General features: G+C 68.3%; 24 protein-coding genes. 18 read left to right on the top strand and 6 right to left on the bottom strand.

The features are described from left to right. Positions 1-18: 18 nt before the first annotated feature. The 6 genes from HCZ97_RS11445 to HCZ97_RS11420 are packed head-to-tail and all read right to left on the bottom strand — an operon-like array spanning position 19 to position 5,261. Entirely contained in the window at positions 19-834 is an 816-nt protein-coding gene (locus tag HCZ97_RS11445) for a sugar phosphate isomerase/epimerase (protein ID WP_167688852.1), read from the bottom strand. Beyond that, on the bottom strand, positions 831-2,084 hold the full coding sequence (locus tag HCZ97_RS11440) for an alpha-D-ribose 1-methylphosphonate 5-triphosphate diphosphatase (protein WP_167688851.1): 1,254 nt from the start codon (positions 2,082-2,084) through the stop codon (positions 831-833). The genes HCZ97_RS11445 and HCZ97_RS11440 overlap by 4 nt, the downstream gene beginning before the upstream one ends. Next, on the bottom strand, positions 2,084-2,731 hold the full coding sequence (locus tag HCZ97_RS11435; protein ID WP_167688850.1) for a class I SAM-dependent methyltransferase: 648 nt from the start codon (positions 2,729-2,731) through the stop codon (positions 2,084-2,086). The genes HCZ97_RS11440 and HCZ97_RS11435 overlap by 1 nt, the downstream gene beginning before the upstream one ends. Further along, the gene (gene phnE / locus HCZ97_RS11430; protein ID WP_167688849.1) at positions 2,728-3,534 is read right to left on the bottom strand and encodes a phosphonate ABC transporter, permease protein PhnE; all 807 of its coding nucleotides are present in this window, start codon (positions 3,532-3,534) and stop codon (positions 2,728-2,730) included. Before phnE (HCZ97_RS11430) ends, HCZ97_RS11435 begins: the two co-directional genes overlap by 4 nt. Continuing rightward, positions 3,527-4,399, bottom strand: a complete 873-nt coding sequence (locus tag HCZ97_RS11425) for a phosphonate ABC transporter ATP-binding protein (protein ID WP_368484361.1) — start codon at positions 4,397-4,399, stop codon at positions 3,527-3,529. The genes phnE (HCZ97_RS11430) and HCZ97_RS11425 overlap by 8 nt, the downstream gene beginning before the upstream one ends. After that, positions 4,392-5,261, bottom strand: a complete 870-nt coding sequence (locus HCZ97_RS11420) for a PhnD/SsuA/transferrin family substrate-binding protein (RefSeq protein ID WP_167688847.1) — start codon at positions 5,259-5,261, stop codon at positions 4,392-4,394. The genes HCZ97_RS11425 and HCZ97_RS11420 overlap by 8 nt, the downstream gene beginning before the upstream one ends. A 232-nt stretch (positions 5,262-5,493) precedes the next feature. On the opposite strand from HCZ97_RS11420, the gene phnF reads away from it, so the two are divergent. The 18 genes from phnF (at position 5,494) to argE (ending at position 21,900) form a co-directional block, all read left to right on the top strand. Continuing rightward, positions 5,494-6,216: a phosphonate metabolism transcriptional regulator PhnF gene (gene phnF, locus HCZ97_RS11415; protein WP_167688846.1), complete on the top strand. Its 723-nt coding sequence runs from the start codon at positions 5,494-5,496 to the stop codon at positions 6,214-6,216. Beyond that, a complete protein-coding gene (locus tag HCZ97_RS11410) occupies positions 6,213-6,656 on the top strand; it encodes a phosphonate C-P lyase system protein PhnG (RefSeq protein ID WP_167688845.1) in 444 nt (147 codons plus the stop codon). Before phnF ends, HCZ97_RS11410 begins: the two co-directional genes overlap by 4 nt. Continuing rightward, positions 6,656-7,228 carry a phosphonate C-P lyase system protein PhnH gene (gene phnH, locus HCZ97_RS11405; RefSeq protein ID WP_167688844.1) on the top strand — a complete coding sequence of 191 codons (573 nt, stop codon included), beginning with the start codon at positions 6,656-6,658 and terminating at the stop codon, positions 7,226-7,228. Before HCZ97_RS11410 ends, phnH begins: the two co-directional genes overlap by 1 nt. Continuing rightward, positions 7,228-8,298: a carbon-phosphorus lyase complex subunit PhnI gene (locus HCZ97_RS11400; RefSeq protein ID WP_167688843.1), complete on the top strand. Its 1,071-nt coding sequence runs from the start codon at positions 7,228-7,230 to the stop codon at positions 8,296-8,298. The genes phnH and HCZ97_RS11400 overlap by 1 nt, the downstream gene beginning before the upstream one ends. Next, the gene (locus HCZ97_RS11395; RefSeq protein ID WP_167688842.1) at positions 8,295-9,206 is read left to right on the top strand and encodes an alpha-D-ribose 1-methylphosphonate 5-phosphate C-P-lyase PhnJ; all 912 of its coding nucleotides are present in this window, start codon (positions 8,295-8,297) and stop codon (positions 9,204-9,206) included. Before HCZ97_RS11400 ends, HCZ97_RS11395 begins: the two co-directional genes overlap by 4 nt. Next, positions 9,203-10,000, top strand: a complete 798-nt coding sequence (locus HCZ97_RS11390) for an ATP-binding cassette domain-containing protein (RefSeq protein ID WP_167688841.1) — start codon at positions 9,203-9,205, stop codon at positions 9,998-10,000. The genes HCZ97_RS11395 and HCZ97_RS11390 overlap by 4 nt, the downstream gene beginning before the upstream one ends. Then, positions 9,997-10,716 carry a phosphonate C-P lyase system protein PhnL gene (locus tag HCZ97_RS11385; RefSeq protein ID WP_167688840.1) on the top strand — a complete coding sequence of 240 codons (720 nt, stop codon included), beginning with the start codon at positions 9,997-9,999 and terminating at the stop codon, positions 10,714-10,716. Before HCZ97_RS11390 ends, HCZ97_RS11385 begins: the two co-directional genes overlap by 4 nt. Continuing rightward, positions 10,703-11,875: an alpha-D-ribose 1-methylphosphonate 5-triphosphate diphosphatase gene (locus HCZ97_RS11380; RefSeq protein ID WP_167688839.1), complete on the top strand. Its 1,173-nt coding sequence runs from the start codon at positions 10,703-10,705 to the stop codon at positions 11,873-11,875. The genes HCZ97_RS11385 and HCZ97_RS11380 overlap by 14 nt, the downstream gene beginning before the upstream one ends. 234 nt (positions 11,876-12,109) lie before the next feature. After that, a complete protein-coding gene (gene phnC / locus HCZ97_RS11375) occupies positions 12,110-12,925 on the top strand; it encodes a phosphonate ABC transporter ATP-binding protein (RefSeq protein ID WP_167688838.1) in 816 nt (271 codons plus the stop codon). Between the two features lie 65 nt (positions 12,926-12,990). Continuing rightward, positions 12,991-13,911 carry a phosphate/phosphite/phosphonate ABC transporter substrate-binding protein gene (gene phnD / locus HCZ97_RS11370; protein ID WP_167688837.1) on the top strand — a complete coding sequence of 307 codons (921 nt, stop codon included), beginning with the start codon at positions 12,991-12,993 and terminating at the stop codon, positions 13,909-13,911. Positions 13,912-13,992: 81 nt separating this feature from the next. Continuing rightward, positions 13,993-14,961 carry a phosphonate ABC transporter, permease protein PhnE gene (gene phnE, locus HCZ97_RS11365; RefSeq protein WP_167688836.1) on the top strand — a complete coding sequence of 323 codons (969 nt, stop codon included), beginning with the start codon at positions 13,993-13,995 and terminating at the stop codon, positions 14,959-14,961. A gap of 62 nt (positions 14,962-15,023) precedes the next feature. Then, positions 15,024-15,935, top strand: coding sequence for a phosphonate ABC transporter, permease protein PhnE (gene phnE / locus HCZ97_RS11360; protein WP_303048712.1), 912 nt, complete (start codon positions 15,024-15,026; stop codon positions 15,933-15,935). Positions 15,936-15,984: 49 nt separating this feature from the next. Then, positions 15,985-16,611: a DapH/DapD/GlmU-related protein gene (locus tag HCZ97_RS11355; protein ID WP_167688835.1), complete on the top strand. Its 627-nt coding sequence runs from the start codon at positions 15,985-15,987 to the stop codon at positions 16,609-16,611. A gap of 330 nt (positions 16,612-16,941) precedes the next feature. Next, on the top strand, positions 16,942-18,216 hold the full coding sequence (locus tag HCZ97_RS11350; RefSeq protein ID WP_167688834.1) for an NAD(P)/FAD-dependent oxidoreductase: 1,275 nt from the start codon (positions 16,942-16,944) through the stop codon (positions 18,214-18,216). A gap of 221 nt (positions 18,217-18,437) precedes the next feature. After that, on the top strand, positions 18,438-18,875 hold the full coding sequence (locus HCZ97_RS11345; RefSeq protein ID WP_167688833.1) for a RidA family protein: 438 nt from the start codon (positions 18,438-18,440) through the stop codon (positions 18,873-18,875). A 4-nt stretch (positions 18,876-18,879) separates the two neighbouring features. Continuing rightward, positions 18,880-19,554 (top strand): DUF1028 domain-containing protein, encoded by a 675-nt coding sequence (locus tag HCZ97_RS11340; RefSeq protein ID WP_167688832.1) that lies wholly within the window; start codon positions 18,880-18,882, stop codon positions 19,552-19,554. Between the two features lie 118 nt (positions 19,555-19,672). Beyond that, on the top strand, positions 19,673-20,665 hold the full coding sequence (locus HCZ97_RS11335; RefSeq protein WP_167688831.1) for a LysR family transcriptional regulator: 993 nt from the start codon (positions 19,673-19,675) through the stop codon (positions 20,663-20,665). Positions 20,666-20,757: 92 nt separating this feature from the next. Next, positions 20,758-21,900, top strand: a complete 1,143-nt coding sequence (gene argE, locus HCZ97_RS11330; RefSeq protein ID WP_167688830.1) for an acetylornithine deacetylase — start codon at positions 20,758-20,760, stop codon at positions 21,898-21,900. Positions 21,901-21,987: the final 87 nt, after the last annotated feature.

Genomic DNA, 21,987 nt, shown 5'->3' with positions numbered 1-21,987 from the left:
TTCTTCAGGTGACGGCTGTCAACAAACCAGCCCAAGACCTTTCAGGTAGCCAAAGGCCTGCGGGATGCGGTCATGATGGCGCAGTTCCAGCACCAGGTGCGGGGCCGAGGGGGCCTCTGACAGGGCGCTGAAGACCGCCGGCCACTGGATCTCTCCCTCGCCGGGGGGCCAGTGGCGATCGGCATGGCCGTCCACGTCCTGCAGATGCACATGGGCCAGCTGCGCCCCGGCATCGCGCAGGAAGTAATCCACCGGCGGGGCGCCGGACATCCGTCGGGCCAGTTGGGCATGGCCGGTGTCCACGGACAGGGCCATGGCCGCGCTGTCGAAACTGTCCACCATCGCGCGGCGGGTGGCGGGATCCACGTCCTGGATGTTCTCGATCACCAGGGTGATGCCCTTGTCGGCGGCAGAGCGCACCACCGGGTCCAGCACCTCGTGGATACGGGCCAGCTTGGTCTCTGCATAGCCCGGGCTGGCCAGCAGGTTGTTGCGGTACCACGGCGTATAGGGCGAATGCAGCACCACCTGGCGCGCGCCAAGGCTCTCTGCAACCTCGAGTGCGGCCAGGAAGCGGGCGGTGATCAGCGGGCGCAGCTCCGGGTCCTTGTTGTCGATGTCCAGCCCCTCGAAGGGGCCATGAAGGCCCAGCCGCCCGGTGAACCCGTCAAGCGCCGCGCGCGCCGCCGCCACGCGCTCCGCCCGCTGGGAGGTCAGGGACTCATGGCTCATGAAATCCTGAAGCTCGATGTCGCGCCCGTGGTCAAACAGCCAGTCGCGGTGTCGGGCGATCTGGGCAATGCTCAGCGCCGCGCCGATCTTGAGAGGGGTCATGCAGGGGTCCTTTCGGCATGTGGGGCAGGGAAGGCAGATGCGGAATGGCCGGCGGGCGTGCCGCCATAGGCCATCCGCCCGGCGACCCAGGTGCCGGTGATCGCGGGGGCATGGCCATCGGGCCAGTCCACCAGCACCAGGTCGGCGCGCGCGCCGGTGGCGATCTCTCCACGGTCGTGCAGGTTCATGGCGCGTGCCGGTCCGGCCGAGACCAGCCGCCAGAGCGCCAGCCGTTCGGCGCGCCGCTCCGCGTCCAGCCGCGCCACCGCCGCCAGCATCGCCGGGTAGAAGTAATCAGAGGCCAGCGCATCGCACAGCCCGGCCTCAACCATGTCCCCGGCGCCAAGAGAGCCGATGTGACTTCCCCCGCGCGCCGCGTTGGGTGCGCCGAAGATCAGCGCATCCCCGGCATCGCGCGCGGCCTGGGCGGCCTCAAGCACCATGGGGAATTCCGCAACCCGCGCGCCCCGGTCGCGGAACCAGGCCCGCGTCTGGGCGGTGGTGTCGTCATGGGACAGCATCGGCGCGCCCGCCGCATGGCCCATGCCGGCGACCTCGGCGATCTTGCCGGGCACCTCGGCGCGCCGCTCCCAGACCTGGCCCAGCAGCTTGATGTAGGCTTCCTCTGACAGGCCCGCGCGATGGGCCTTGGAAGCCGTGCGCTTCTTCATCCGCGCATCGTCCAGCGCGGCGATGGAGAAATCCGGGCTCAGCTCGAAGCCGCGATCCTGGATCGCCACGTCATAGGCCCGCATCGTCATGGAGGTATGATCGTTGAAGGCGAGGGCCGGCAGGAGCGGCCCCTCAAGGGCCTCCCGGATCACCTCCAGCGCCTCGAAGGCGAAGGTTTCCCAGCGAAGCTGCACGCGGTTCTCCACCATCAGGCGCGGGGCAATCTGCGTCAGCGCGCGGATCAGCTCCTGGCCCCGCGACACGTCGCGCAGGCCGGGTTCCCAGCCCAGCGTGATGGCGTGGTAGGCCGTGGCGATCCCGTTGGAGGCCAGCTGGCGATCGGTGTCGATCACCGCCGCTTCCAGCGGGAAATAGACCCCCGGGCGCGGCATCAGCTGGCGCTCGAAGGCATCGCCGTGCACGTCGATCAGGGCCGGGGCCAGGATCCGGCCGCGCGCATCGATCCGCGCGCCCTGCACGGGGCCGCCGATCTCAACGATGCGGCCTGCCTCCACGGTGACATTGGTTTCGGCGATCTCGCCGGGCAGGTAGACGCAAGCGCCTTCAAAGGTGAACATCACAGCCGCTCCATCGTCAGGTGCCAGTGCCAGGAGCCGGGGCTGTCGTGTTCGCGATCCGCCAGCGCCAGGCATTCAAATCCGCTGAATAGCGCCAGCAGCTCCGCGGCGCTGCAGAAGTAATGCGGGTGGATCTTGTCCGTGCCCGGCGCCTCGAATGTCCAGGCGTTGCGGCTGATCTCGCGGCCCGGATAGCGCGCCTGCTCATGGGGCAGGCGGCGGCGCGACAGCATGGTGCCCAGGTAGCTGCCCCCCGGTTTCAGCACGCGGCGGATCTCCCCGATGGTGCGCAGCAACACGTCTTCGTCGCCATGGTAGATCACGTTCCAGGACAGCACGTGATCGAAATCCCCATCGGCCAGGGGCAGGCTGTCCATGCGCGCCTGCACCGTCTCGACCCGGTCAGATCGCCGGGCGATCTCTGCCAGCCCCTCCGGCGCAGCATCCAGCGCGACCATGTTGAAACCCTGCTCCGCCAGCCAGAGCGCATGGCGCCCGACCCCGGCGCCCAGGTCCAGTATCCGCGCGCCGGGGGCCAGCCCCCGGGCCCAGGCGATCACGTCCTCTTCCGGGTTCAGCCACTTGCTGTCCGGGGCGATCCCGGCCCAGGTGCTGTTCCAGTGGGTATCTGCGGTATCGGTCTTCATCGCTGTTCTCCGATGATCTTGGTGCGGGCATGGCCCGAAAGTTGCTCGATCCCGATCACCACCACGGCGATCATCAGGATCACGGTCAGCGCGGTGGGGTAATCGAACAGGTCGAAGCCCACCTTCAGCTCGATCCCGATGCCGCCCGCGCCCACCAGGCCCAGGATGGTCGAGGAGCGCACCGCCTTTTCCAGTGCGTAAAGCGCGGTAGAGACGAAGGCGGGCATGGCTGCGGGAATGGTGGCGCAGGCCACCACGTCGAGGCGGCGCGCGCCGGTGGCGGTCAGGCTTTCGGCGGGGCCCTTTTCCGTGGCTTCCATGTCATCGGCAAAGAAGCGGCCGCAGAAGCCCACGGTATCGATCAGGATCGCCAGCATGCCCGCGAAGGGGCCCAGCCCCACGGCGACCACGAAGACCAGCGCCCAGGCGATATCGGGCACCGCCCGGATGAAGCCCAGCACGATGCGGGTGGTCTGGTTCACCCAAGGTCCCGCGATCAGCCCGCGCGCGGCCAGCAGGGCCACGGGCAGCGACAGGATCACCCCCAGCACGGCCCCGGCCACGGCGATCTGCAGTGTCTCCACCATCTTCCAGCCCAGCCGGCCCAGCACATCGCCCGACAGGTTGGGCGGAAAGGCCCGCGACAGGAAATCGGCAAAGCGCGGCGGAGAGGTCATGACCTTGTCCATGGAAAAGCCCGCGCCGGAAAGGCACCAGAACACCAGGACCAGCCCGGCCAGGTAGCCCAGGAAGGTCACCGCCGAGGGGCGCTCGAAACGCGCCGGTGCAGTCAGGTCAGTCATAAAGCCCCCTCAGGTCGCTTTCGTGCAGCGATGACGCCGTGGCATCCAGGCGCATCCGGCCATCGGCCAGCCCCAGCACCCGGTCGCCGTAGCGCAGCGCGTGATCGATGTTGTGAGAGGTGAAGACCACCGTTACCCCGTCCCGGCGCGCCAGGTCGAAGAACAGGTCCATCACGTCCTCTCCGGCTTGCGGATCAAGCGAGGCACAGGGCTCATCGGCGAAAAGCACCTCGGGGCGGGAAACGATGGCGCGGGCGATGGCCACGCGCTGGGATTGCCCGCCTGAAAGCCGGTCCGCCCGACGCAGGGCCAGGTGGGCCAGCCCGACCTTTTCCAGCGCCTGCATGGCCTGTGCGCGCGATTGCGCCGGGGCCAGGACGTGGCTCCAGTGACGCGGGCCACCCTGCTGGCCCAGCAGCCCGTGCAGCACGTTGGACAGCACCGACATGCGGGGCACGATATTATGCTTCTGCGACACCAGCCCGACCCGGGCCCGCAGGGCGCGCAGCGCGGCGGGCCGGGCCTGGGTCGCGGTCTGCTGCAACAGCCGCACCTCTCCGCCACTGACGGGGATCAGCCCCATCAGGCAGCGCAGCAGGGTGGATTTGCCAGCACCGTTGGCGCCCACAAGGGCGGTGGCCCGCCCCCGTTCCAGCCGGAAGCTGACATCGCTGAAGATCTGCGTGTCGCCAAAGCGCTTGGCGACCTGCCGGGCCTCAATATCGATGGCGGGAACCGGCACGGCCTGCGCCCCGGTCCCATGGCCCGCCCGCGCAGGCTGCGCCCGGTCAGGCGCATGGGCGGCCTGACCGGGGCCTGCGGCCCGCTGTTGCGGGCCGGGCCGTTTCAGCGACGCGTCACTCACCGATGAACTTGTCGAATTGCGGGTAGCCCGCGTTGGCATACATGGAGCGCACGTAATCGTAGGCGTCGTCCTCGATCGCGACCAGGTCCATGCCGACGTATTTGTCGTTCTCTTCATGGGCGGTGATGCCGGCGATGATCTCCACCTTGTGCTCAAGGATCGCGTCGCGCAGGCCCTCGGCGGCGGCCGTGTCGACATGCGCGCCGACCATGATCATGTCGTTGGGCAGATCACCCGAGCGCGCGATCATCTTGAAGAACCCGTAGGGCAGGTCCTCTTCGGCGTTGCGCACGTTCAGCCAGGATCCGGCGTTGGAGCCGATGGCATCCACGTCGCCATGCTTGAGCGCCTCATGCGCGATATTGCGCGAGGTATGGGTGCGCTCGATGTCGTTGACCGGGTCGATGCCGTGATCGGCCAGCACCTGCATCGGGCAGAGCATGTTGGAGGTGGAGCCGATGTCGCCGAAGGCGACCTTCTTGCCCTTGAGGTCGGCGGGCACATTGATGCCGCTGTCCGCGCGCACGATGATCGCGCAGTGATAATCCGGGCGGCCCAGGCCGATCAGCGGGCGGGCTTCGGTCAGCGTGTTGATGACCACGTATTCCGCCGGGCCGGAGACGACCAGGTCCACGGTTTCCCCGCGCAGCGCCTCTGCGGCGGCGGTGCGGGAGTTGACCGGGAAGAAGTCGAAGGTATCGCCCGTGGCTTCTTCCAGGGCGGCCTTGAAGGGCCCCCATTCGGTTTGCAGCCGTTCCATGCCCTCGACGTCGGTCACGGCCAGTTTCCAGGTTTCGGCGCTGGCGCCGAATGCGGTGAATGTCGCCAGGCCCAGGCCCAGCAGCACAGAATTGATCTTCATGACAGCCTCCAGTGAAATTCATCCGAATGAATATCGCGGGCTGTAAACGGACCAAGACGCCGGCGTGAAGGCTTTGTGAAACCTGCCTTCGGGCCAGTGCCGGGGCCAGTGCAGGCAGGGCGGGGCAGGGGCCATTTCTCCGCCTCCCGCGATTGTCACCCGGCTGCATTGCAAACGTCACGGCGCTGTCATACCGCCGAACTAGCCAGAAATTCATTCGGATGATTATGACATGACCAGAGACCGCTGGCGCGAGATAAGCGCCCTGATTGAGCAGGACATCATGGACGGCGTGATGGAGCCCGGCACCAAGCTGCCGACAGAGCCAGAGCTGGCCCGGATCTACCAGGCCGGCCGCCACAGCGTGCGCCGCGCGGTGACGGAGCTGGGCAAGGCCGGATACCTCAGCGTCGAGCAGGGGCGCGGCACCTTCGTGCAGGCCCGCCCCATGATCGACTACGCCATCAAGCGCCGCACCCGCCTGCGTGGCAACCTCGATCCCAAGGGCATCGCCGTCTCCGGCGAAACGCTGGACTATGCCCGCATCCCGGCCCCGCCGCGTGTCGCCCGGGCCTTGCAGCTTGCCCCGGGTGCAGAGGTCCTCGCGACCAGCCGCCGCTCCATGGCGGATGGGGTGCCGGTCAACATCGGCCAGATCTACCACGATCCGGCGCGCTTTCCCGACTACCCGCAGCGGCGCCTTGCCATGGGCTCGACCACGGCGGTCTACCAGTCCTACGGCGTGCAGGATTACCTGCGCGCAGAGACCCGCATCCACGCCCGCCCGGCGCGCGGCGAGGAACCGCGCCTGCTGCAACAGCACCCGGACATGCCGGTCATGGTGGTGCGCGCGGTGGATGCGCTGCCCGACGGCACCCCGATCGCCCATAGCGAGGTGATCTGGTCCGCGGCGCGGGTGAAATTCAGTATCAACTTCGACGAGGATGACTCATGACACCGACCATCGGCACCTTGCCCGATCATGGCCATGACCAGATGCTGGGGGTCCTGGCGCGCGCCGATGCCGCGCGGCTCAAGGCCTTTGCAGAGCCGCTGATCGCCGCGCTGGAGGGGATCGAGGTGCGTGAGAACCGCACCGGCCTGGTGATGCTGCCCATGCGCGACACGGCAGAGGGCACGCATTTCCACCTCGGCGAGGTGCTGGTGAGCGAGGCGCTGATCGCCTGCGACGGTCTTGAGGGCTACGGGATGCGCCGGGGCCGCGATCTTGAGGCGGCGATGGCCATGGCGCTGGTCGACCTGAGCGTCGCGCTTGGCCGCAATGTCCCGGCCTGCAACGATTTCATCACCTCTGAGGCCGCAATCCAGGCCGCAGAGGATCACGAGACGCTGCGCCGGGTCGAAGCCACCCGCGTCGAGATGGAGACCTTCTGATGCCCGCCGTCCCCCAGCCCTCTGCCTTTGAAAGCCGCTGCAACGCGACCTATGACGCGCTGATGTGGGCCCTGTCGCGTCCCGGCCTGCCGCGCGATCTGCCCCCCTTTGACCCGGACGATCTGCCTGCCGGCCTGGCGCATCCCGCCCATGCGGCGCTGATCGATGCGCTGATCGACCGGGAATGCACGGTCCATTGCGAAAACCCTGAGCTCGCCCGCCACGCGGCGCGCAGCGGGGCCGCGCCGGGGACGCCCCGCACCGCCGATCACCTCTTCCTTGACGGCCTTGCCACGCCCGACCTGCTGGGGGACCTGCGCCAGGGATCGGACCTGCACCCCGAAGACGGCGCAACCCTGGTGCTGCCGGCCCGGCTGGGGCAGGGCGCGCCCCTGCGGCTCAGCGGTCCGGGCGTCGATGGCACGCTCGATGTGCGGCTCGCCGGCCTGCCGGAGGGCTTCTGGCAGACCCGCGCCCGGATCATGCGCTACCCCATGGGGTTCGAGGTCTTCCTAACCGATGGCGCACGCGTCCTGGGCCTGCCCCGTTCAACCCGCGTGGAGGTGCTCTGATGGCCTATGTGGCAACCCGTGGCGGGGAACGCGCGATCGAACAGTCGCAGCGCCTGTTCCGCGCAGAGATGGGCGCGATCACGCCCGAACGCGTGGCCGAACTGCGCCGCGCCCTGCCGTATCTGATCGACCGGGTGATGGGCGAGGCCTCTCTTTATGACGAGGATCTGGCGGCGCTCGCCCTGGCCCAGACAGGCGGAGAACTTTACGAGGCGATCCTGCTGCTGCGCGCCTGGCGCACCACCCAGCCCCGGCTTGCGGTGGCCGCGCCGGTGACCCAGGAAAGCCTGTTCACCCATCGCCGCATTTCTGCCGCCTTCAAGGATATTCCCGGAGGTCAGGTGCTGGGCCCGACGCTGGATTACGCCCACCGCATCCTGGCGACAGAGGTGCTTGAGGGCGCGACCAGCCGGCCCGAGCCGGTCGAACCGGCGGACCGGCCCGCCCCGGCGCAGCAGCCCTCGGTGGCGGCCTGGCAGGCGGCGAACGGCTTGCTCAGCGCGCCCCGCGCCGACAGCACCACCGGCAACGACATCCCCGATGTCACCCGCGAACCGCTGCTCTTTCCTGCCCCGCGCGCCCATAGCCTGCAATCGCTGGCCCGGGCCGAAACCGGCGGCGTGCTGGCCCTGGGCTATGCCGCGCAGCGCGGCTACGGACAGGCCCACCCGACGGTCAACGAATTGCGCCTGGCAGAGGCGGATCTGCGCGTCACCCACCCGCGCGGCACGGTCTTCAGCGCCGGCCGGGTCAAGGTCTCCCAGGCCGAGGTCGTCTCTAAGAAGGGCAGCGCGCTGGGGCTTGGCTTTGCCGCCACCCTGGGCTGGAACGAGGTCAAGGTGATCGCCGCCGCGACCCTGGACCTGAACGCCAAGGGCGCGCCCAAGGGATCGGCCACGGAAGAGGAATTCTTCCTCTATCATACGGAGGGCGTGGAAAGCTCGGGCTTCTGCATCCACTTCAAGCTGCCCCATTACGTGACCTTCCAGTCCTCCCTGGATGCCATGCGCGATGCCCGCGCGGGCGCCGCCGGGGCGGCCCCCTCAAAGCAAGCGGAGCCTGCCGAATGACCCTGCAATCCCTGACCAAGGATTGGGAGCCCATGGCCTATGGCTTCCTTGACGGATCGGCCAAGCGCGAGATCCGGCGCAAGATGCTCAAGGCGATTTCCGTGCCCGGCTGCCAGATGCCCTATGCCAGCCGCGAAGTGCCCATGGCGCGCGGCTGGGGCACCGGGGGGCTGCAGGTCTCTTGCACGCTGGTGACGCCGCGGACCCGGATCAAGGTGATCGACCAGGGCGCGGACGACAGCGTCAACGCCGCCTCGATCCGCAAGTTCCTGGCAAGCGTGTCGGGGGCGCCGGTGACCACCGATACGCTGCAGGCCGACCTGATCCAGTCCCGCCACCGCATCCCCGAAGAGCGCCTGCGCGAGGACCAGGTGCTTGTGCTCCAGGTCCCCAACCCGGAGCCGCTGCGCTCCGTCCAGCCCAACATGTCCATCGCGCGCCAGATGCATGCGGATGCCGATTACGGGCGCATGTGGTTGCAGCTTTACGAGCAGATCGTGCGCTCGGGCCGGGTGATGCAGGGGGCCTCCTATCCCAGCCTGGTGAACGGGCGCCACGTGATGACGCCCTCGCCGATCCCGCGCTGGGACGTGCCCAAGCTGCACATGGCCCGCCACCTGACCCTGCTGTCGGCGGGGCGCGAAAAGCGCCTGCACGCGGTGCCGCCCTTCACCCGCGTCGAACCGCTGGTCTTTGACGACGTGCCCTACCGGGTAGAGGACCACGCGGGCCTGACCTGCCACCGTTCCGGCGCGCGCGGCTTTTTCATGAACGAGATCCCGCAGGCCGATGGCACCTCTCTGCACGAGGTCTCCGACAGCGACCTGGGCGTGAAAACCATCCGTGCCGCCGAGGGCGAAGATACCCGGATCGGCGCCACCTGGTACGTAGATGGAGAGATGTCATGACAGCCGTGATGGACGCCCCCCGCCTGGTCACCGCCCGCCCGCTGCTGACGGCGCAGGGCCTGTCGCTGAATTATGGCGACGTGCCGGCGCTGCGCGATGTCTCTGCCACGGTCTACCCGGGCGAGGTGCTGGGCATCGTGGGCGAAAGCGGGTCGGGCAAATCGACCTTCCTGCGCTGCCTCAACCTTGAGGAAACGCCGGACCGGGGCAGCTACACGCTGGATCTGCCCGACGTGCAGGGCAACCTTTTCGATCTGGATCGCTTTGCCCGCCGGATGCTCTGCGCCACGCGGATCGGCATCGTCTACCAGAACCCACACCTGGGCCTGCTGATGCGCCATTCCTCTTCGGGCAACGTGGCCGAACGCCTGCTGATCGCCGGCGAACGCCGCTTCGGCGTGCTGCGCCACAAGGCCCGCGGCGCGCTGGATGCCTCGGAGTTTCCGCTGGCCCGCATGGATGCCCCGCCCGAGGAGCTTTCGGGCGGCATGCAGCAGCGCGTGCAACTGGCCAAGGCCATCGCGCTGGAACCCGCGCTTCTGCTGCTGGATGAGCCGACGACGGGGCTTGATGTCTCTGTCCAGGCGCTGGTGCTGGACACGCTCAAGCGCCTGCAGCAGGATCGCCGGATCACCATGGTCATCGTCAGCCACGACCTTGGCGTCATCCGCACCCTGGCGGATCGCGTCATGGTCATGCGCCGCGGAGAGGTGGTCGAGGCCGGTCTGGCCGACCAGGTCTTCCAGGATCCGCAACACGCCTATACGCAACAATTGGTTCACGCGAAGCTATGACATGTATCCTTGACGTGCGCGGCCTGTCCAAGGGCTTCCAGATGCACCACCTGGCCACCCATATGGCGGCCTTCTCCGAGATCTCCCTGACCCTCTCGGCGGGGGAATTCCTGCTGCTCAAGGGGCGCAACGGCGCGGGCAAATCCACCCTGCTGCGCACGCTCTACCGCAGCTACCTGGCGCAATCGGGGCAGATCCTGTTCCATTCCTCGCACGGGGTGATCGACCTGGCCCGCGCCGCGGACGTGGACGTGACACTGCTGCGCCGTACGGAGATCGGCTTTGTCACTCAGTTCCTCAGCGCGCGCCCCCGCGTCAGCGCAGAGGAGCTGGTGGCCGAACCCCTGCGTCAGGCCGGCCGGGACCCGGCCGAGGCGCTGGAGCAGGCGCGCCACTGGCTGGCGGCCTTCGGGGTCAAGCGCACGCTCTGGCCCGCTTATCCCACGACCTTCTCCGGCGGTGAGCAGCAAAAGGTGAACCTGGCCCGCGCGCTGATCCTGCCGCAACGGCTGCTGCTGCTGGATGAACCCACGGCCTCCCTGGATGCCTCTGCCCGGGCCGCGCTGATCGACCGGCTGGCAGAGCTCAAGGCCAGCGGCACCGCCATGATCGGCGTCTTTCACCACCCCGGCGACGTGGCCACCCTGATCGACCGCGAGATCGACCTGACCCCCGACGCCCCCCAAGAGGAGACCCGCACCGATGTGGTTGTCTGACTTCACCCTAGTCCTGCCCGATGCCGTCACGCGCGGCTCCTTGCGCATCGAAGAGGGCCGCATCGCGGAGATCACCGATCACCCGGTGCCCGGCGGGCTCAAGGGCGCGGGCCATACCATCTTTGCCGGCTTCATCGACATGCATGGCGACATGATCGAACAGGAGCTTGAGCCGCGCGCGAACGTGCATTTCCCCATGCCGGTGGCGCTGAACGCGCTGGATGCCCGGCTGGCGGCCAGCGGCGTGACCACGGCCTATGCCTCGGTCTCCTTCTCGCGCGGGGTGGCGCAGGGCGAAAGGCGCTCTTACGAACATACCTCCGAAGTGATCCGCGCCCTGCATGACGCGCGCGCCGCCTGCCGGGTCGATCACCGCATCCATGCCCGCTTCGACATCACCTTCGACAATGCGGTGGGCGTGCTGGCGCAGCTTCTCGCGGATGCGCAGGTGGACCTGGTGTCGCTGATGGATCACACGCCGGGGCAGGGGCAATATCGCAACCTGGAGGTCCACATCCGCAACAAGGCGGCGCAGAACGGCATCACCGAAAGCGACGCGCGCAAGCTTGTGGCCGATACCATGGCCGAACGCGCCCGCCCGCAGGAACAGCTGCTGGCCAATATCCAGGAAGTGGCGCGCCTGTGCCGGGCCCATGGCGTGGCCATCGCCAGCCACGACGACGATACCGCGGACAAGGCGCGCCTGATGGCCGACCTGGGCGCGGTGATCGCGGAATTCCCCGTCACGATGGAGGCGGCAGAGGCCGCGGTGGCCGCCGGCATGATGACCGCCATGGGCGCGCCCAATGCCATGCGTGGGCAAAGCTACTCGGGCAACCTTTCGGCGCGAGAGGCCCATGCGGCGGGGCGGCTGTCGATCCTGGCGGCGGATTACCACCCGGCCGCGCTCCTGCCCGCGATCCGCGCGCTGGCCCAAAACGATCCGGACGGGCTGGCCGGGGCCGCGCGGCTGGCCACGGTGAACCCGGCCCGCGCCCTGGGCCTGGAAGATCGCGGCGCGCTGGTGGCGGGCAAACGCGCCGACCTGGTGGTGGTCGATGCCGCCGACCGGGTGGCGCTGACGCTGGTTCAGGGCGAAACCGCCTATGCCAACGGCACGCTTCAGGGCGCAGGCGCCGCGCTGCGCACCGTGGCCTGACCGCCACCTGCTTTTCAGCCACACGACAATCGGCGGCCCGGGACGGGGCCGCCTTCTTTGTGCCTGGAAACGGGGCCAATCTGGCGCCAATTCCGCCCCGATCCCCCCATGTCAACAAAGCGTCACGCGCAGGTTGTCACGCTGTTACCCGCACCGCCTAAACCGCTCTCAGGCAATTCATTCGGATGAATCACCCGGTTGATCGCCCGTTTGATCGCAAGGAGAGACAGCGCCATGACCGCGACCCTCAGCCTTCGGAGCGTGACCCGACAATTCGGTGCCACGACCGCCGTCGACAAGGCCACGCTGGATATCCAGCCCGGCGAATTCGTCGGCGTCATCGGGCGCTCCGGCGCGGGCAAATCCACCATGCTGCGGCTGATCAACCGGCTGGTCGAACCGACCTCCGGAGCGATCTTCTTCGACGGGGCAGAGGTCAGCGCCTTCCGGGGGCGCGCGCTGCGCAACTGGCGGCGCGACTGCGCGATGATCTTCCAGCAGTTCAACCTGGTGGACCGGCTTGACGTGCTGACCAACGTGCTGATCGGGCGGCTGGCGGACCACGGGTTCCTGTCCTCCATGGCGATGCGCTTCAGCGATGCCGAACGCGCCATGGCGATCGAGGCGCTGGACCGGCTGGACCTGCTGCCCCAGGCCCTGCAACGGGCCGGCACGCTCTCTGGCGGGCAGCAGCAGCGCGTGGCCATCGCCAAGGCGCTGGTGCAGCGCCCCCGGATCATGCTGGCCGATGAACCCATCGCCAGCCTCGATCCTGCCAATGCCTCTCGGGTGATGGACGGGCTGCGGCAGATCAACCGCGAAGACGGGCTGACCGTGCTGGTCAACCTGCACACGCTGGACACGGCGCGCGCCTATTGCGACCGCATCATCGCCATGCGCGCGGGCCGGGTGATGTTCGACGGCACGCCGTTCCAGCTGACCGATGACGTGGTGCGCGACATCTACGGCCTGGACGGGCTGGCAGAGTTCAACGAGGCCGTCACTTCCACCACCGCCCGGGCCACGGGCCGGGTCACCGAACAGGCCTGACCCCGCATCCCGGACCCCCACAAAACCAACCACCCCACAAGACAACGCTAAAGGGAGATCCAATCATGCGTTTCGTCACTGCCACCGCGCTGCTCGCGCTTGTCGCCGCACCCGCCCTGGCCGAAGGCTGGAAGGACGATTACCAGGTCATCAAGTTCGGCATCCTGTCGGGTGAGAACGAGAAAGACCGCCTGATGCGCAACGAACCGCTGCGCCTCTACCTGGAAGAGGCCCTTGGCGTCGAGGTGGAGATCTTCACCGCCGGCAACTACGACGGCGTGATCCAGGCCGTGGCCGCCAACCAGATCGAAGTGGCCCGCCTTGGCTCTTCCTCCTATGCAGCGGCCTATACCGCGACCGATGGCGGGGTCGTCCCGACGCTGACGGCCATGAAGAAGGACGGCAACACCGGTTACCGCTCCATCGTCGTGACCCGCTGCGACAGCGGCATCACCTCGCTTGAGGACGCAAAGGGCAAGGTCCATGCCTTCGCCGATCCCGACAGCACCTCCGGCTATGCCGTGCCCTATTTCAACATGGTCAAGGTCATGGGCTTCAAGCCCGAGGAGTACTTCGGCACGGTGACATTCGGCGGCTCTCACGAGGCGGATGTGACTGGCGTGGTCAACGGCACCTTCGACACGGCCTCCACCTACCAGGACAACGATGTCAGCGGCATCTACCAGCGCATGGAAGACAAGGGCATGATCGAGCCCGGCGTGATCTGCAAGATCTGGGAAAGCCCCGAGATCACCTCCGGCCCCTGGACCTTCCGCAAGAACCTGCCCCCCGAGATGATCGAAGCCGTCACCGCCGCGATCGAGGCCTTCCCGCAGGACGATCCGGAGGGCTACAAGCTCTATTCCTCCTTCAATCCCGAAGATGCCAATCCCGAGGTCGGCTTCACCCGCGTGGACAGCGATCGCTACCAGTGGATCGTCGACATGCGCCAGTGGATCAAGGATCAGCGCCGCTCCGGCTCCTGATCGCCCGGCAAAGATCCGGCGGCCGGGGGATCCTTCCGGCCGCCGCTTTCCCTTCCTCTCGCATCATCCAGGGGCCCGCCCATGACCGCCACCGCCGATCCCGCGCTGCCTGCCGGCCCGGGCGATCCCATGCGCGCCTTCGAGCACGCCTATGCCGCCCGCCGCCGTCGCGCCCGCATCGGCTGGGTGGTCGGCACGGCGATCTTCCTGGTGCTCTTCGCGCTGACCTCCTGGGCGGGGGATTTCTTCAAGGTGACCCAGGTCACCCTGCCGGATGGCTCGCGCGACTGGCGCTGGATCCTGCCGGCGGGTCTGCCCCGCCTCGGCGAATACATCGAAAAGACGCTGCCGGCGCTGCACTGGGACAGCCTGGGCGCGGACCTGGCCAACTGGTTCTGGCGCTGGAAGATCTGGCTGAAGCTGCTCTTTCAAACCATCCTGATCGCCTTCCTGGCCACCACCCTGGGCGTGGCGGGCGGCTTCCTTCTGTCTTTCCCGGCCGCCCGCAACCTGGCGCCCAACCGCTGGGGGCTCTGGCTCACCCGCCGCTACCTTGAGGTCGCGCGCACCGTGCCGGAACTGGTCTGGGCGCTGATCTTCGTCTTCTGCTTCGGCGTCGGCCCCATGGCCGGGGTGCTGGCCATCGGGCTGCATGCCTGCGGCGCGCTCGGCAAGCTCTATTCCGAGGTGAACGAGAATATCGACATGCGCCCCCTGGAAGGGGTCCGGGCCGCCGGGGGCACCTGGTTCGACCAGATCCGCTACGGCGCCGTGCCCCAGGTGCTGCCCAATATCGTCAGCTACACGCTGCTGCGCTTCGAGATCAACGTGCGCTCTTCCTCGATCATCGGCTACGTCGGCGCCGGCGGGCTGGGGCAGGAGTTCCGCACCGCCATGTCCTTCCAGGAATACACCGACCTCTCGGCGCTCTTCCTGATCATCTTCGCCACCGTCGCCCTGATCGACTACGGCTCTGAAAAGCTGCGCCACCGCATCATCGGGATGGACCTGGACCAGAGCCGCCGCGATGCGCGCGCCCAGGTGATCTGACCGCGCATTCACGTCCCCGATCAGGCCCCGACAGACCCGGCCTTCCGAAGGATCCCGCCCCCATGCCCGCCACATCCACCACCTCCGCCAAGCCCGCCCCCCGGGGCCACGCCGCCCCACCCATGACCGCCGAACGGATCGCCGCCGCCCGCGCCCGCCTGCCGGGGGGCTTCGGCGCGCCCCTGTCCCAACGCCTGCGCCGCGGGGTGCTCTGGGGGCTTTTCCTGGCGCTGCTGGCCTGGTGCATCTACGATTTCAACATCACCCCGGCCCGCATCGCAGAGGGGATGGGACGGCTGGGCCGGGTGCTCAGCTTCATGTTCCCGCCCCATGTCTGGACCAGCTGGGCGGAGTTCTCCGAGATCCTTAAGGGCCTGGGCGAAACCCTTGCCATTGCCTTCCTGGGCACGCTGCTGGGGGCGATCGTGGCCTATCCGCTGTCCTTCCTCGGCGCGCGCAACATCAACCGGCTCAGCTTTCTGCGGCTGGGGGTCCGGCGCGGCTTCGACCTGATCCGGGCCTTTGAAACGCTGATCCTCGCGCTGATCTTCATTCGCGCCTTCGGGCTGGGGCCGCTGCCCGGCATCCTGGCCATCGCCGTGTCAGAGGTGGGCACCTTCGCAAAGCTCTTCTCCGAGGCGCTTGAGAACACCTCGGAACGCCCCATCGACGGGGTCAAGGCCTCTGGTGGATCGCGCCTTCAGCAGATCCGCTTCGCCATCGCGCCGCAGGTGAACCCGGTGATCCTGTCCATCCTGCTCTACAATTTCGAATCCAACGTCCGCTCGGGCACCATCCTGGGCATTGTCGGGGCGGGGGGCATCGGCTTCCTGCTGTCGGATCGCATCAGCGCCTACAAGTGGGACGAGGCCTGGTCGATCATCTTCCTGATCATCGCCATGGTCTACATCATCGATTGGCTGTCCGGCCTGATCCGGGCCCGGCTGATCGGCACATCGGAGCTTGCGAAATGAACGCCCTTTTCCCCCTCATCCCCGGCCAGGCCGTGACACAGGTGCCCGCATGAGCGGCGCGGGCGACAAGGCGGCCCTGTCCCCGTCCCCCACCATCCACCCAGAGGCCCGGGTCAAGGATTGCACCCTTGGCGCCTGGACAGAGGTGGGGCGCGGCACGGTCATGCGCGAAAGCACCATGGGCGACTGGTCCTATATCACCCAGGATTGCCACGTGGTCTGGACCAGCATCGGCAAGATGTGCTCCATCGCCAATGCCACCCGGATCAATCCCGGCAATCACCCCACCTGGCGCGCGGTCCAGCACCATTCGGTCTATCGCTCGCAGGCCTACGGGCTGGGGCCGGATGACCATGACTTCTTCGACTGGCGCAAGGCGGATCACGTCACCATTGGCCATGATGTCTGGATCGGCCACGGGGTGACGGTAACGGCGGGGGTGCGGATCGGCACCGGCGCGGTGGTGGGCGCGGGGGCCGTCGTGACCCGCGATGTCGCCCCCTACACGGTGGTCGGCGGCGTTCCGGCCCGTCTGATCCGGCGCCGCTTCAGCGAAGCCCAGGCGGAAGAGCTGATGCAGATCGCCGTCTGGGACTGGCCAAGAGAGGACTACCAGGCCGCCCTGCCGGACATCCGCGCCATGAGCATAGAGGATTTCATCGCCAGCTACCGCTGACCGCCCCCGCTGGCGCTGAGCGTTCCGGCGGGGCAGGGGGCGGGCCTCTGCCCGACCCGCAGCCGCCCCCTTCGCCCGGATTGCCCAATTCCCGGGCAACGGCCGATGCCTCGCCGCCTTGCCCCGGGCCGGCCGCTTTCCCGCAAATGCCTGCGCCTGCCCAACAGGGGCAGGCGTTTGCGCGTGCTCAGCCCCGCCGCGCCGGGGCCTCTTAGGCAAAGCGCAAGCCGTGCTTCGGCAATTCATCTTTGTCGCCGCGCCGCCCTGCTTCCTATGCTTCGGGCAGGAATGGCCCCCGTGCCGGGGCGCAGGACAGCAAAGGGACCTTGCATGGCGGTGACAGAGATCGAGACGCTTGTCGTCGGGGGCGGGCAGGCCGGGATCGCGATGAGCGAACACCTGACCCGCAGCGGCATTCCCCACCTGGTGATCGAAAAGAACCGCATCGCGGAGCGCTGGCGCAGCGGGCGCTGGGATTCCCTGGTGGCCAATGGCCCGGCCTGGCATGATCGCTTTCCCAACCGCACCTTTCCCGGCGATCCCGACGGCTTTGTCGCCAAGGATGACGTGGCCGCCTATTTCGAGGATTACGCCCGCCAGATCGACGCCCCCGTGCACTGCGGGGTCGAGGTGCTGCGCGCCAGCAAGCGCGACGGCGCGCCGGGCTACCTGGTGCAGACCACGCAGGGCAGCTACGCGGTGCAGAACATCGTTGCGGCCACCGGCCCCTTCCAGACACCCGTGATCCCGCCGATCCTGCCCGAACAGGCCGGGATCACCCAGATGCACTCCGCCGACTACCGCAATCCTGCCGCCTTGCCGAAGGGCGGCGTGCTGGTAGTGGGGGCGGGCTCTTCCGGCGTGCAGATCGCCGAAGAGCTGATGGAGGCCGGGCGCCGCGTGCATCTTTCCGTCGGCCCGCATGAGCGCCCGCCGCGCAGCTACCGGGGCCGGGATTTCTGCTGGTGGCTGGGGGTGCTGGGCAAATGGGATGCCGCGCAGATGGAGCCGGGGCGCGAACATGTGACCATCGCCGTCTCCGGGGCGCGGGGCGGCAAGACCGTCGATTTCCGCGCGCTGGCCGCCCGGGGCATGACCCTGGTGGGGCGCACGGACGGCTTCCAGGACGGCAAGCTCCGCTTCGCGCCCGACCTGGCAGAAAATGTGGCGCGCGGCGATGCCAGCCTCCATGCCCTTCTGGACGAGGCCGATGCCCATGTGCGCAGCAACGGGCTTGACCTGCCGCCCGACCCCGGCGCGCGTGAAACACTGCCCGACCCGGAGTGCCTGACCCATCCGCTGCGCGCGCTGGACCTAGCGCGCGAAGGGATCTCCACCGTGATCTGGGCCACCGGCTATGCCAGCGACTACAGCTGGCTCGAGGTGGACGCCTTCGATGACCGGGGTCGCCCGCAGCACCAGCGCGGGATTTCCCGCGCGCCGGGGATCTACTTCCTGGGGCTGCCCTGGCAAAGCCGCCGGGGTTCTGCCTTCATCTGGGGGGTCTGGCATGATGCCAAGCTGCTGGCCGATCACATGCTGACCCGGCGCAGCTATGCCGCCTACCACGCCCAGGCCAGCCGCGCCGCCCCGGCCCAGGCCTGACCGCGCGCCTTGCGCAAAGATTGGGCAGCCACCGCCCGCAGCCGCCCCCGGGGCGTGAAACCCCGCGTGATTTCGGATATTCGGAAAAACCTAAGCCCCGGCTTGAAACTTTCGACTGCCAAGCCGCCCCTCCCGGTGGCAAGCCTGTCCGCAGGGCGCTGCGCCCCGACACCCCGTTCCTGCCCTGCCCGGGCGGGGGCACTCACCTGCCCGAGGATACCATGGCCCATACCCGCATCCGTCCCTTCAACACGAAGGACACCTACCCGGAACAGAACCTCGACAACGACCTGGCCCAGGCCGTCGTGACGCGCGGGGGACGCACCGTCTGGCTGCGCGGCCAATGCCCGCAGAACCTGGAGGACGCGCGCAACATCGACAGCCACGACCCGGTCGAACAGACCCACAAGGTGATGCAGAACATCCGCCAGCTCATCGAAGAGGCCGGCGGCAGCATGGAGCACCTGGTCAAGGTCGTGGTCTACATCACCGACGTGCGCCACCGCGAAGCCGTCTACCGCACCATGGGCGAATATATCCGCGGCGTGCACCCGGTCTCCACCGGGCTGGTCGTCCAGGCCCTGGCCCGCCCCGAATGGCTGGTTGAGATCGACGGCACCGCCGTGATCCCGGATTCCTTTACCCAAGAACAGGCGTGATCCCATGACCTTTTCCCTAGTCGCCCGCTGCCCCGAAACCGGCATGTTCGGGATCGCCATCTCCTCCTCCTCTCCGGCGGTGGCGGCGCGCTGCGCCTATGCCCGCGCCGGGGTGGGGGCCGTGGCCAGCCAGAACGTGACCGATCCCACCCTCGGGCCGCTGGTCCTGGACACGATGGCGGCGGGGGGCGATGCCGCCTCCGCCGTCGAAAGGGTCCGCAAGGAGGGCAGCTTTCCCGAATACCGCCAGGTGCTGGCGGTGGATGCCCGGGGCGGCACCGCCATCCACTCCGGCCCCAACGCCCTTGGCACCTGGTCAGAGGCGCAGGCGCAGAACGTCGCCTCGGGGGGCAACCTGCTGGCCAATCCCGGCGTGCCCCAGGCCATCGTCGATGGCTGGCTGGCCTCCTCCGGCCATATCGGGGATCGCCTGATCGCCGCCCTGCGCGCCGGCCTTGCCGCCGGGGGCGAAGCCGGGCCGGTGCATTCCGCCGGCATGATGATCGTGGACAAGGTCTCCTGGCCGGTGGCGGACCTGCGCTGCGACTGGACCGAGGACTGCCCGATCGAGGCTATCGCCACCGCCTGGCAGGTCTACAAACCCCAGCTGGAGGCCTATGTCACCCGCGCGCTCGACCCGCGAGAGGCCCCCTCCTACGGCGTGCCCGGAGACGAGTGAGCGAACCCGCCTTCGGGCGCAGGCGCCAGCTTGTCTAAACGGCCCATATGGAAGAGCCTGCAGGAAGCGCCCCCGTGCAGGGGCACCGCCGCCCGAAGCCGCAACCGGAAAGACTGCCATGGTCCGCTACACTCTTCGCCAGCTGGAATACTTCGTGGCCGTGGGCGAGGCGGGCAGCATCACCCTTGCGGCGGCCCGGGTGAATGTCTCTTCGCCCTCGATCTCTGCCGCGATCTCCCAGCTTGAGACGGAATTCGGCCTGCCGCTTTTCGTGCGCCAGCATGCACAGGGGCTGTCCCTGACCCAGGCCGGGCGGCGACTGATTGCGCAGGCCCGCACCGTGCTGCGCGAAGCCGACCGGCTGGTGGACCTGGCTGGCGATATCTCTGGCCAGGTGCGCGGGCCGCTGGATATCGGCTGCATGGTCACCTTTGCCCAGGTGGTCCTGCCCGCCCTGCGCCGCGATTTCGTGACGGCCTTTCCAGAGGTGCGCCTGACCCAGGCGGAACTGGATGCCACCGGGATCGTCGCCGCCCTGCGCCGGGCAGAGATCGACGTGGCGCTGACCTATGACCTGCTGATGCCGCCGGACCTGCGCTTCGTGCCGCTGATCGACCTGCCGCCCTTCGTCATGCTGCCACCCGATCACCGGCTGGCCACGCGAGAGGCCGTCTCGGTCCGGGACCTGGCGGAAGAACCGATGATCCTGCTCGATCTGCCGCACAGCAATGACTACTTCCTGTCCTTCTTCCAGGAGGCCGGCCTGCGCCCGCAGATCGCCGAGCGCTCCCGCGACCTGGCGGTGGTGCGCAGTCTGGTGGCCAACGGCTTTGGCTATTCGCTGGCCAACATGCGCCCGGTCACCGGCGCCGCCCCGGATGGCCGCCCGCTGCGCATCCTGCCGCTGGAAGGGGACCTGCGCCCGATGCGCATGGGGCTGATGACCACCCCGCAGGCGGAAACCACCAGCGTCGTGCGCAGCTTCGTCGACTTCGCCCGTGACTGGATACAAGAGGATTTCCGCAACGGCCGCGTGGCCCGCGCCACCGCCGGCCCCCAGGCCGCCCCTGCATTGGATCGGGACGCGCCGCCCCAGGCGCCGAAAGCATGACCCCCCGCCATCCGGCGACTGCGGGCCTGGCCCCGCGTTGATAGCCACGCTCTATAAGAAAGCGCCGAAGGACAGGCACTGAAAGGACCCCCATGACATCCACGCTTGAGATCCTGGACCGGCTGATCGGCTTTGACACCACGGCGGGCCGCTCCAACCTGGCGCTGATCGACTGGGTGACGGATTTCCTGACCCGGCGCGGGGCCCGCCTGACCCGCATTCCCGCCCCCGAAGGCAAGCGGGCCGGGCTCTTTGCCAGTATCGGGCCGGAGGGGCCGGGGGTGCTGCTCTCTGCCCATGTGGATACGGTGCCGGTGACCGGCCAGACCTGGACCAGGCCCGCCTTTGCCCTGACGCGGGAAGCGGGGCGTCTTTACGGGCGCGGCACCACGGACATGAAGGGCTTCCTTGCGGCCATGCTGCGCGCCGCGGATCTGGCTTCGGCCATGACCCTGCGCACACCGCTGACACTCTCCATCTCCTATGACGAGGAAATCGGCTGCCTGGGCATCGCCCATATGATCGACCATCTGAAGCCCGCCATCGGCCTGCCCCGCGCCGCCATCGTGGGAGAGCCGACATCGATGCAGGTGGCCCTGGGGCACAAGGGCAAGGCCGCCTATCGCGTGACCTGCCGGGGGCGGGCGGGCCATTCCGCCCTGGCCCCGCAGTTCATCAATGCGCTGGACATGGCCGCCGATCTGGTCACCGGGCTGCGCGGCCTGCAACAGGACTATCGGGCCAATGGCGCGCGCGACGCGGCCTATGCCGTGCCCCATACCACTTTCCACGTGGGGCGGATGCAGGGCGGGCAGGCGCTGAACATCGTGCCGGACCTGGCGACGCTCGATTTCGAATACCGTCACCTGGCCGCCGATGCCCCGGACCGGATAGAGGCCCGGATCGACACGCTGCTTGCGCAGGTGCAGGCGCAATACAGCGAAGGAGAGGCCGGGCTGGTGCAGCGCGAGCGCCTCTCGGCCTACCCCGGGCTGGATGTCGAGCCGGACGGAACGCTTGCCCGCTGGGCCTGCGACCTGGCCGGGACGGGCACGACCAAGGTGGCCTTCGGAACAGAGGCCGGCTTTTTCGCGGGTCTCGGCATTCCCACCGTGGTCTGCGGACCCGGTGACATGGCAGGGCAGGGGCACCAGCCGGACGAATACCTGGAAGAGAGCGCCCTTGCCGCCTGCGATGCGATGCTGGCCCGCCTGCTCTCTGATCTGCGGGGGTGACCGGCAGGGGAGGGGGCGACGGCCTTTGGGGGCATTGAGCCCCCATCGGCCGTTGGTCGGGCTTTGCCCGCCCTGCTGGTGCTTATC

The sequence above is a fragment of the Pseudooceanicola sp. HF7 genome (assembly GCF_011806405.1).
GTDB lineage: Bacteria > Pseudomonadota > Alphaproteobacteria > Rhodobacterales > Rhodobacteraceae > Pseudooceanicola.
The sequence above is the reverse complement of the archived record's forward strand: the minus strand, read 5'-3'. Positions and strand labels throughout refer to the sequence as shown.

What these genes read in the sequence shown, in the direction of transcription:
- HCZ97_RS11445 (WP_167688852.1), bottom strand. Translation starts at nt 834, where the DNA reads ATGACCCCTCTCAAGATCGGCGCGGCGCTGAGCATTGCCCAGATCGCC.
- HCZ97_RS11440 (WP_167688851.1), bottom strand. Translation starts at nt 2,084, where the DNA reads ATGTTCACCTTTGAAGGCGCTTGCGTCTACCTGCCCGGCGAGATCGCC.
- HCZ97_RS11435 (WP_167688850.1), bottom strand. Translation starts at nt 2,731, where the DNA reads ATGAAGACCGATACCGCAGATACCCACTGGAACAGCACCTGGGCCGGG.
- phnE (WP_167688849.1), bottom strand. Translation starts at nt 3,534, where the DNA reads ATGACTGACCTGACTGCACCGGCGCGTTTCGAGCGCCCCTCGGCGGTG.
- HCZ97_RS11420 (WP_167688847.1), bottom strand. Translation starts at nt 5,261, where the DNA reads ATGAAGATCAATTCTGTGCTGCTGGGCCTGGGCCTGGCGACATTCACC.
- phnF (WP_167688846.1), top strand. Translation starts at nt 5,494, where the DNA reads ATGACCAGAGACCGCTGGCGCGAGATAAGCGCCCTGATTGAGCAGGAC.
- HCZ97_RS11410 (WP_167688845.1), top strand. Translation starts at nt 6,213, where the DNA reads ATGACACCGACCATCGGCACCTTGCCCGATCATGGCCATGACCAGATG.
- phnH (WP_167688844.1), top strand. Translation starts at nt 6,656, where the DNA reads ATGCCCGCCGTCCCCCAGCCCTCTGCCTTTGAAAGCCGCTGCAACGCG.
- HCZ97_RS11400 (WP_167688843.1), top strand. Translation starts at nt 7,228, where the DNA reads ATGGCCTATGTGGCAACCCGTGGCGGGGAACGCGCGATCGAACAGTCG.
- HCZ97_RS11395 (WP_167688842.1), top strand. Translation starts at nt 8,295, where the DNA reads ATGACCCTGCAATCCCTGACCAAGGATTGGGAGCCCATGGCCTATGGC.
- HCZ97_RS11390 (WP_167688841.1), top strand. Translation starts at nt 9,203, where the DNA reads ATGACAGCCGTGATGGACGCCCCCCGCCTGGTCACCGCCCGCCCGCTG.
- HCZ97_RS11385 (WP_167688840.1), top strand. Translation starts at nt 9,997, where the DNA reads ATGACATGTATCCTTGACGTGCGCGGCCTGTCCAAGGGCTTCCAGATG.
- HCZ97_RS11380 (WP_167688839.1), top strand. Translation starts at nt 10,703, where the DNA reads ATGTGGTTGTCTGACTTCACCCTAGTCCTGCCCGATGCCGTCACGCGC.
- phnC (WP_167688838.1), top strand. Translation starts at nt 12,110, where the DNA reads ATGACCGCGACCCTCAGCCTTCGGAGCGTGACCCGACAATTCGGTGCC.
- phnD (WP_167688837.1), top strand. Translation starts at nt 12,991, where the DNA reads ATGCGTTTCGTCACTGCCACCGCGCTGCTCGCGCTTGTCGCCGCACCC.
- phnE (WP_167688836.1), top strand. Translation starts at nt 13,993, where the DNA reads ATGACCGCCACCGCCGATCCCGCGCTGCCTGCCGGCCCGGGCGATCCC.
- phnE (WP_303048712.1), top strand. Translation starts at nt 15,024, where the DNA reads ATGCCCGCCACATCCACCACCTCCGCCAAGCCCGCCCCCCGGGGCCAC.
- HCZ97_RS11355 (WP_167688835.1), top strand. Translation starts at nt 15,985, where the DNA reads ATGAGCGGCGCGGGCGACAAGGCGGCCCTGTCCCCGTCCCCCACCATC.
- HCZ97_RS11350 (WP_167688834.1), top strand. Translation starts at nt 16,942, where the DNA reads ATGGCGGTGACAGAGATCGAGACGCTTGTCGTCGGGGGCGGGCAGGCC.
- HCZ97_RS11345 (WP_167688833.1), top strand. Translation starts at nt 18,438, where the DNA reads ATGGCCCATACCCGCATCCGTCCCTTCAACACGAAGGACACCTACCCG.
- HCZ97_RS11340 (WP_167688832.1), top strand. Translation starts at nt 18,880, where the DNA reads ATGACCTTTTCCCTAGTCGCCCGCTGCCCCGAAACCGGCATGTTCGGG.
- HCZ97_RS11335 (WP_167688831.1), top strand. Translation starts at nt 19,673, where the DNA reads ATGGTCCGCTACACTCTTCGCCAGCTGGAATACTTCGTGGCCGTGGGC.
- argE (WP_167688830.1), top strand. Translation starts at nt 20,758, where the DNA reads ATGACATCCACGCTTGAGATCCTGGACCGGCTGATCGGCTTTGACACC.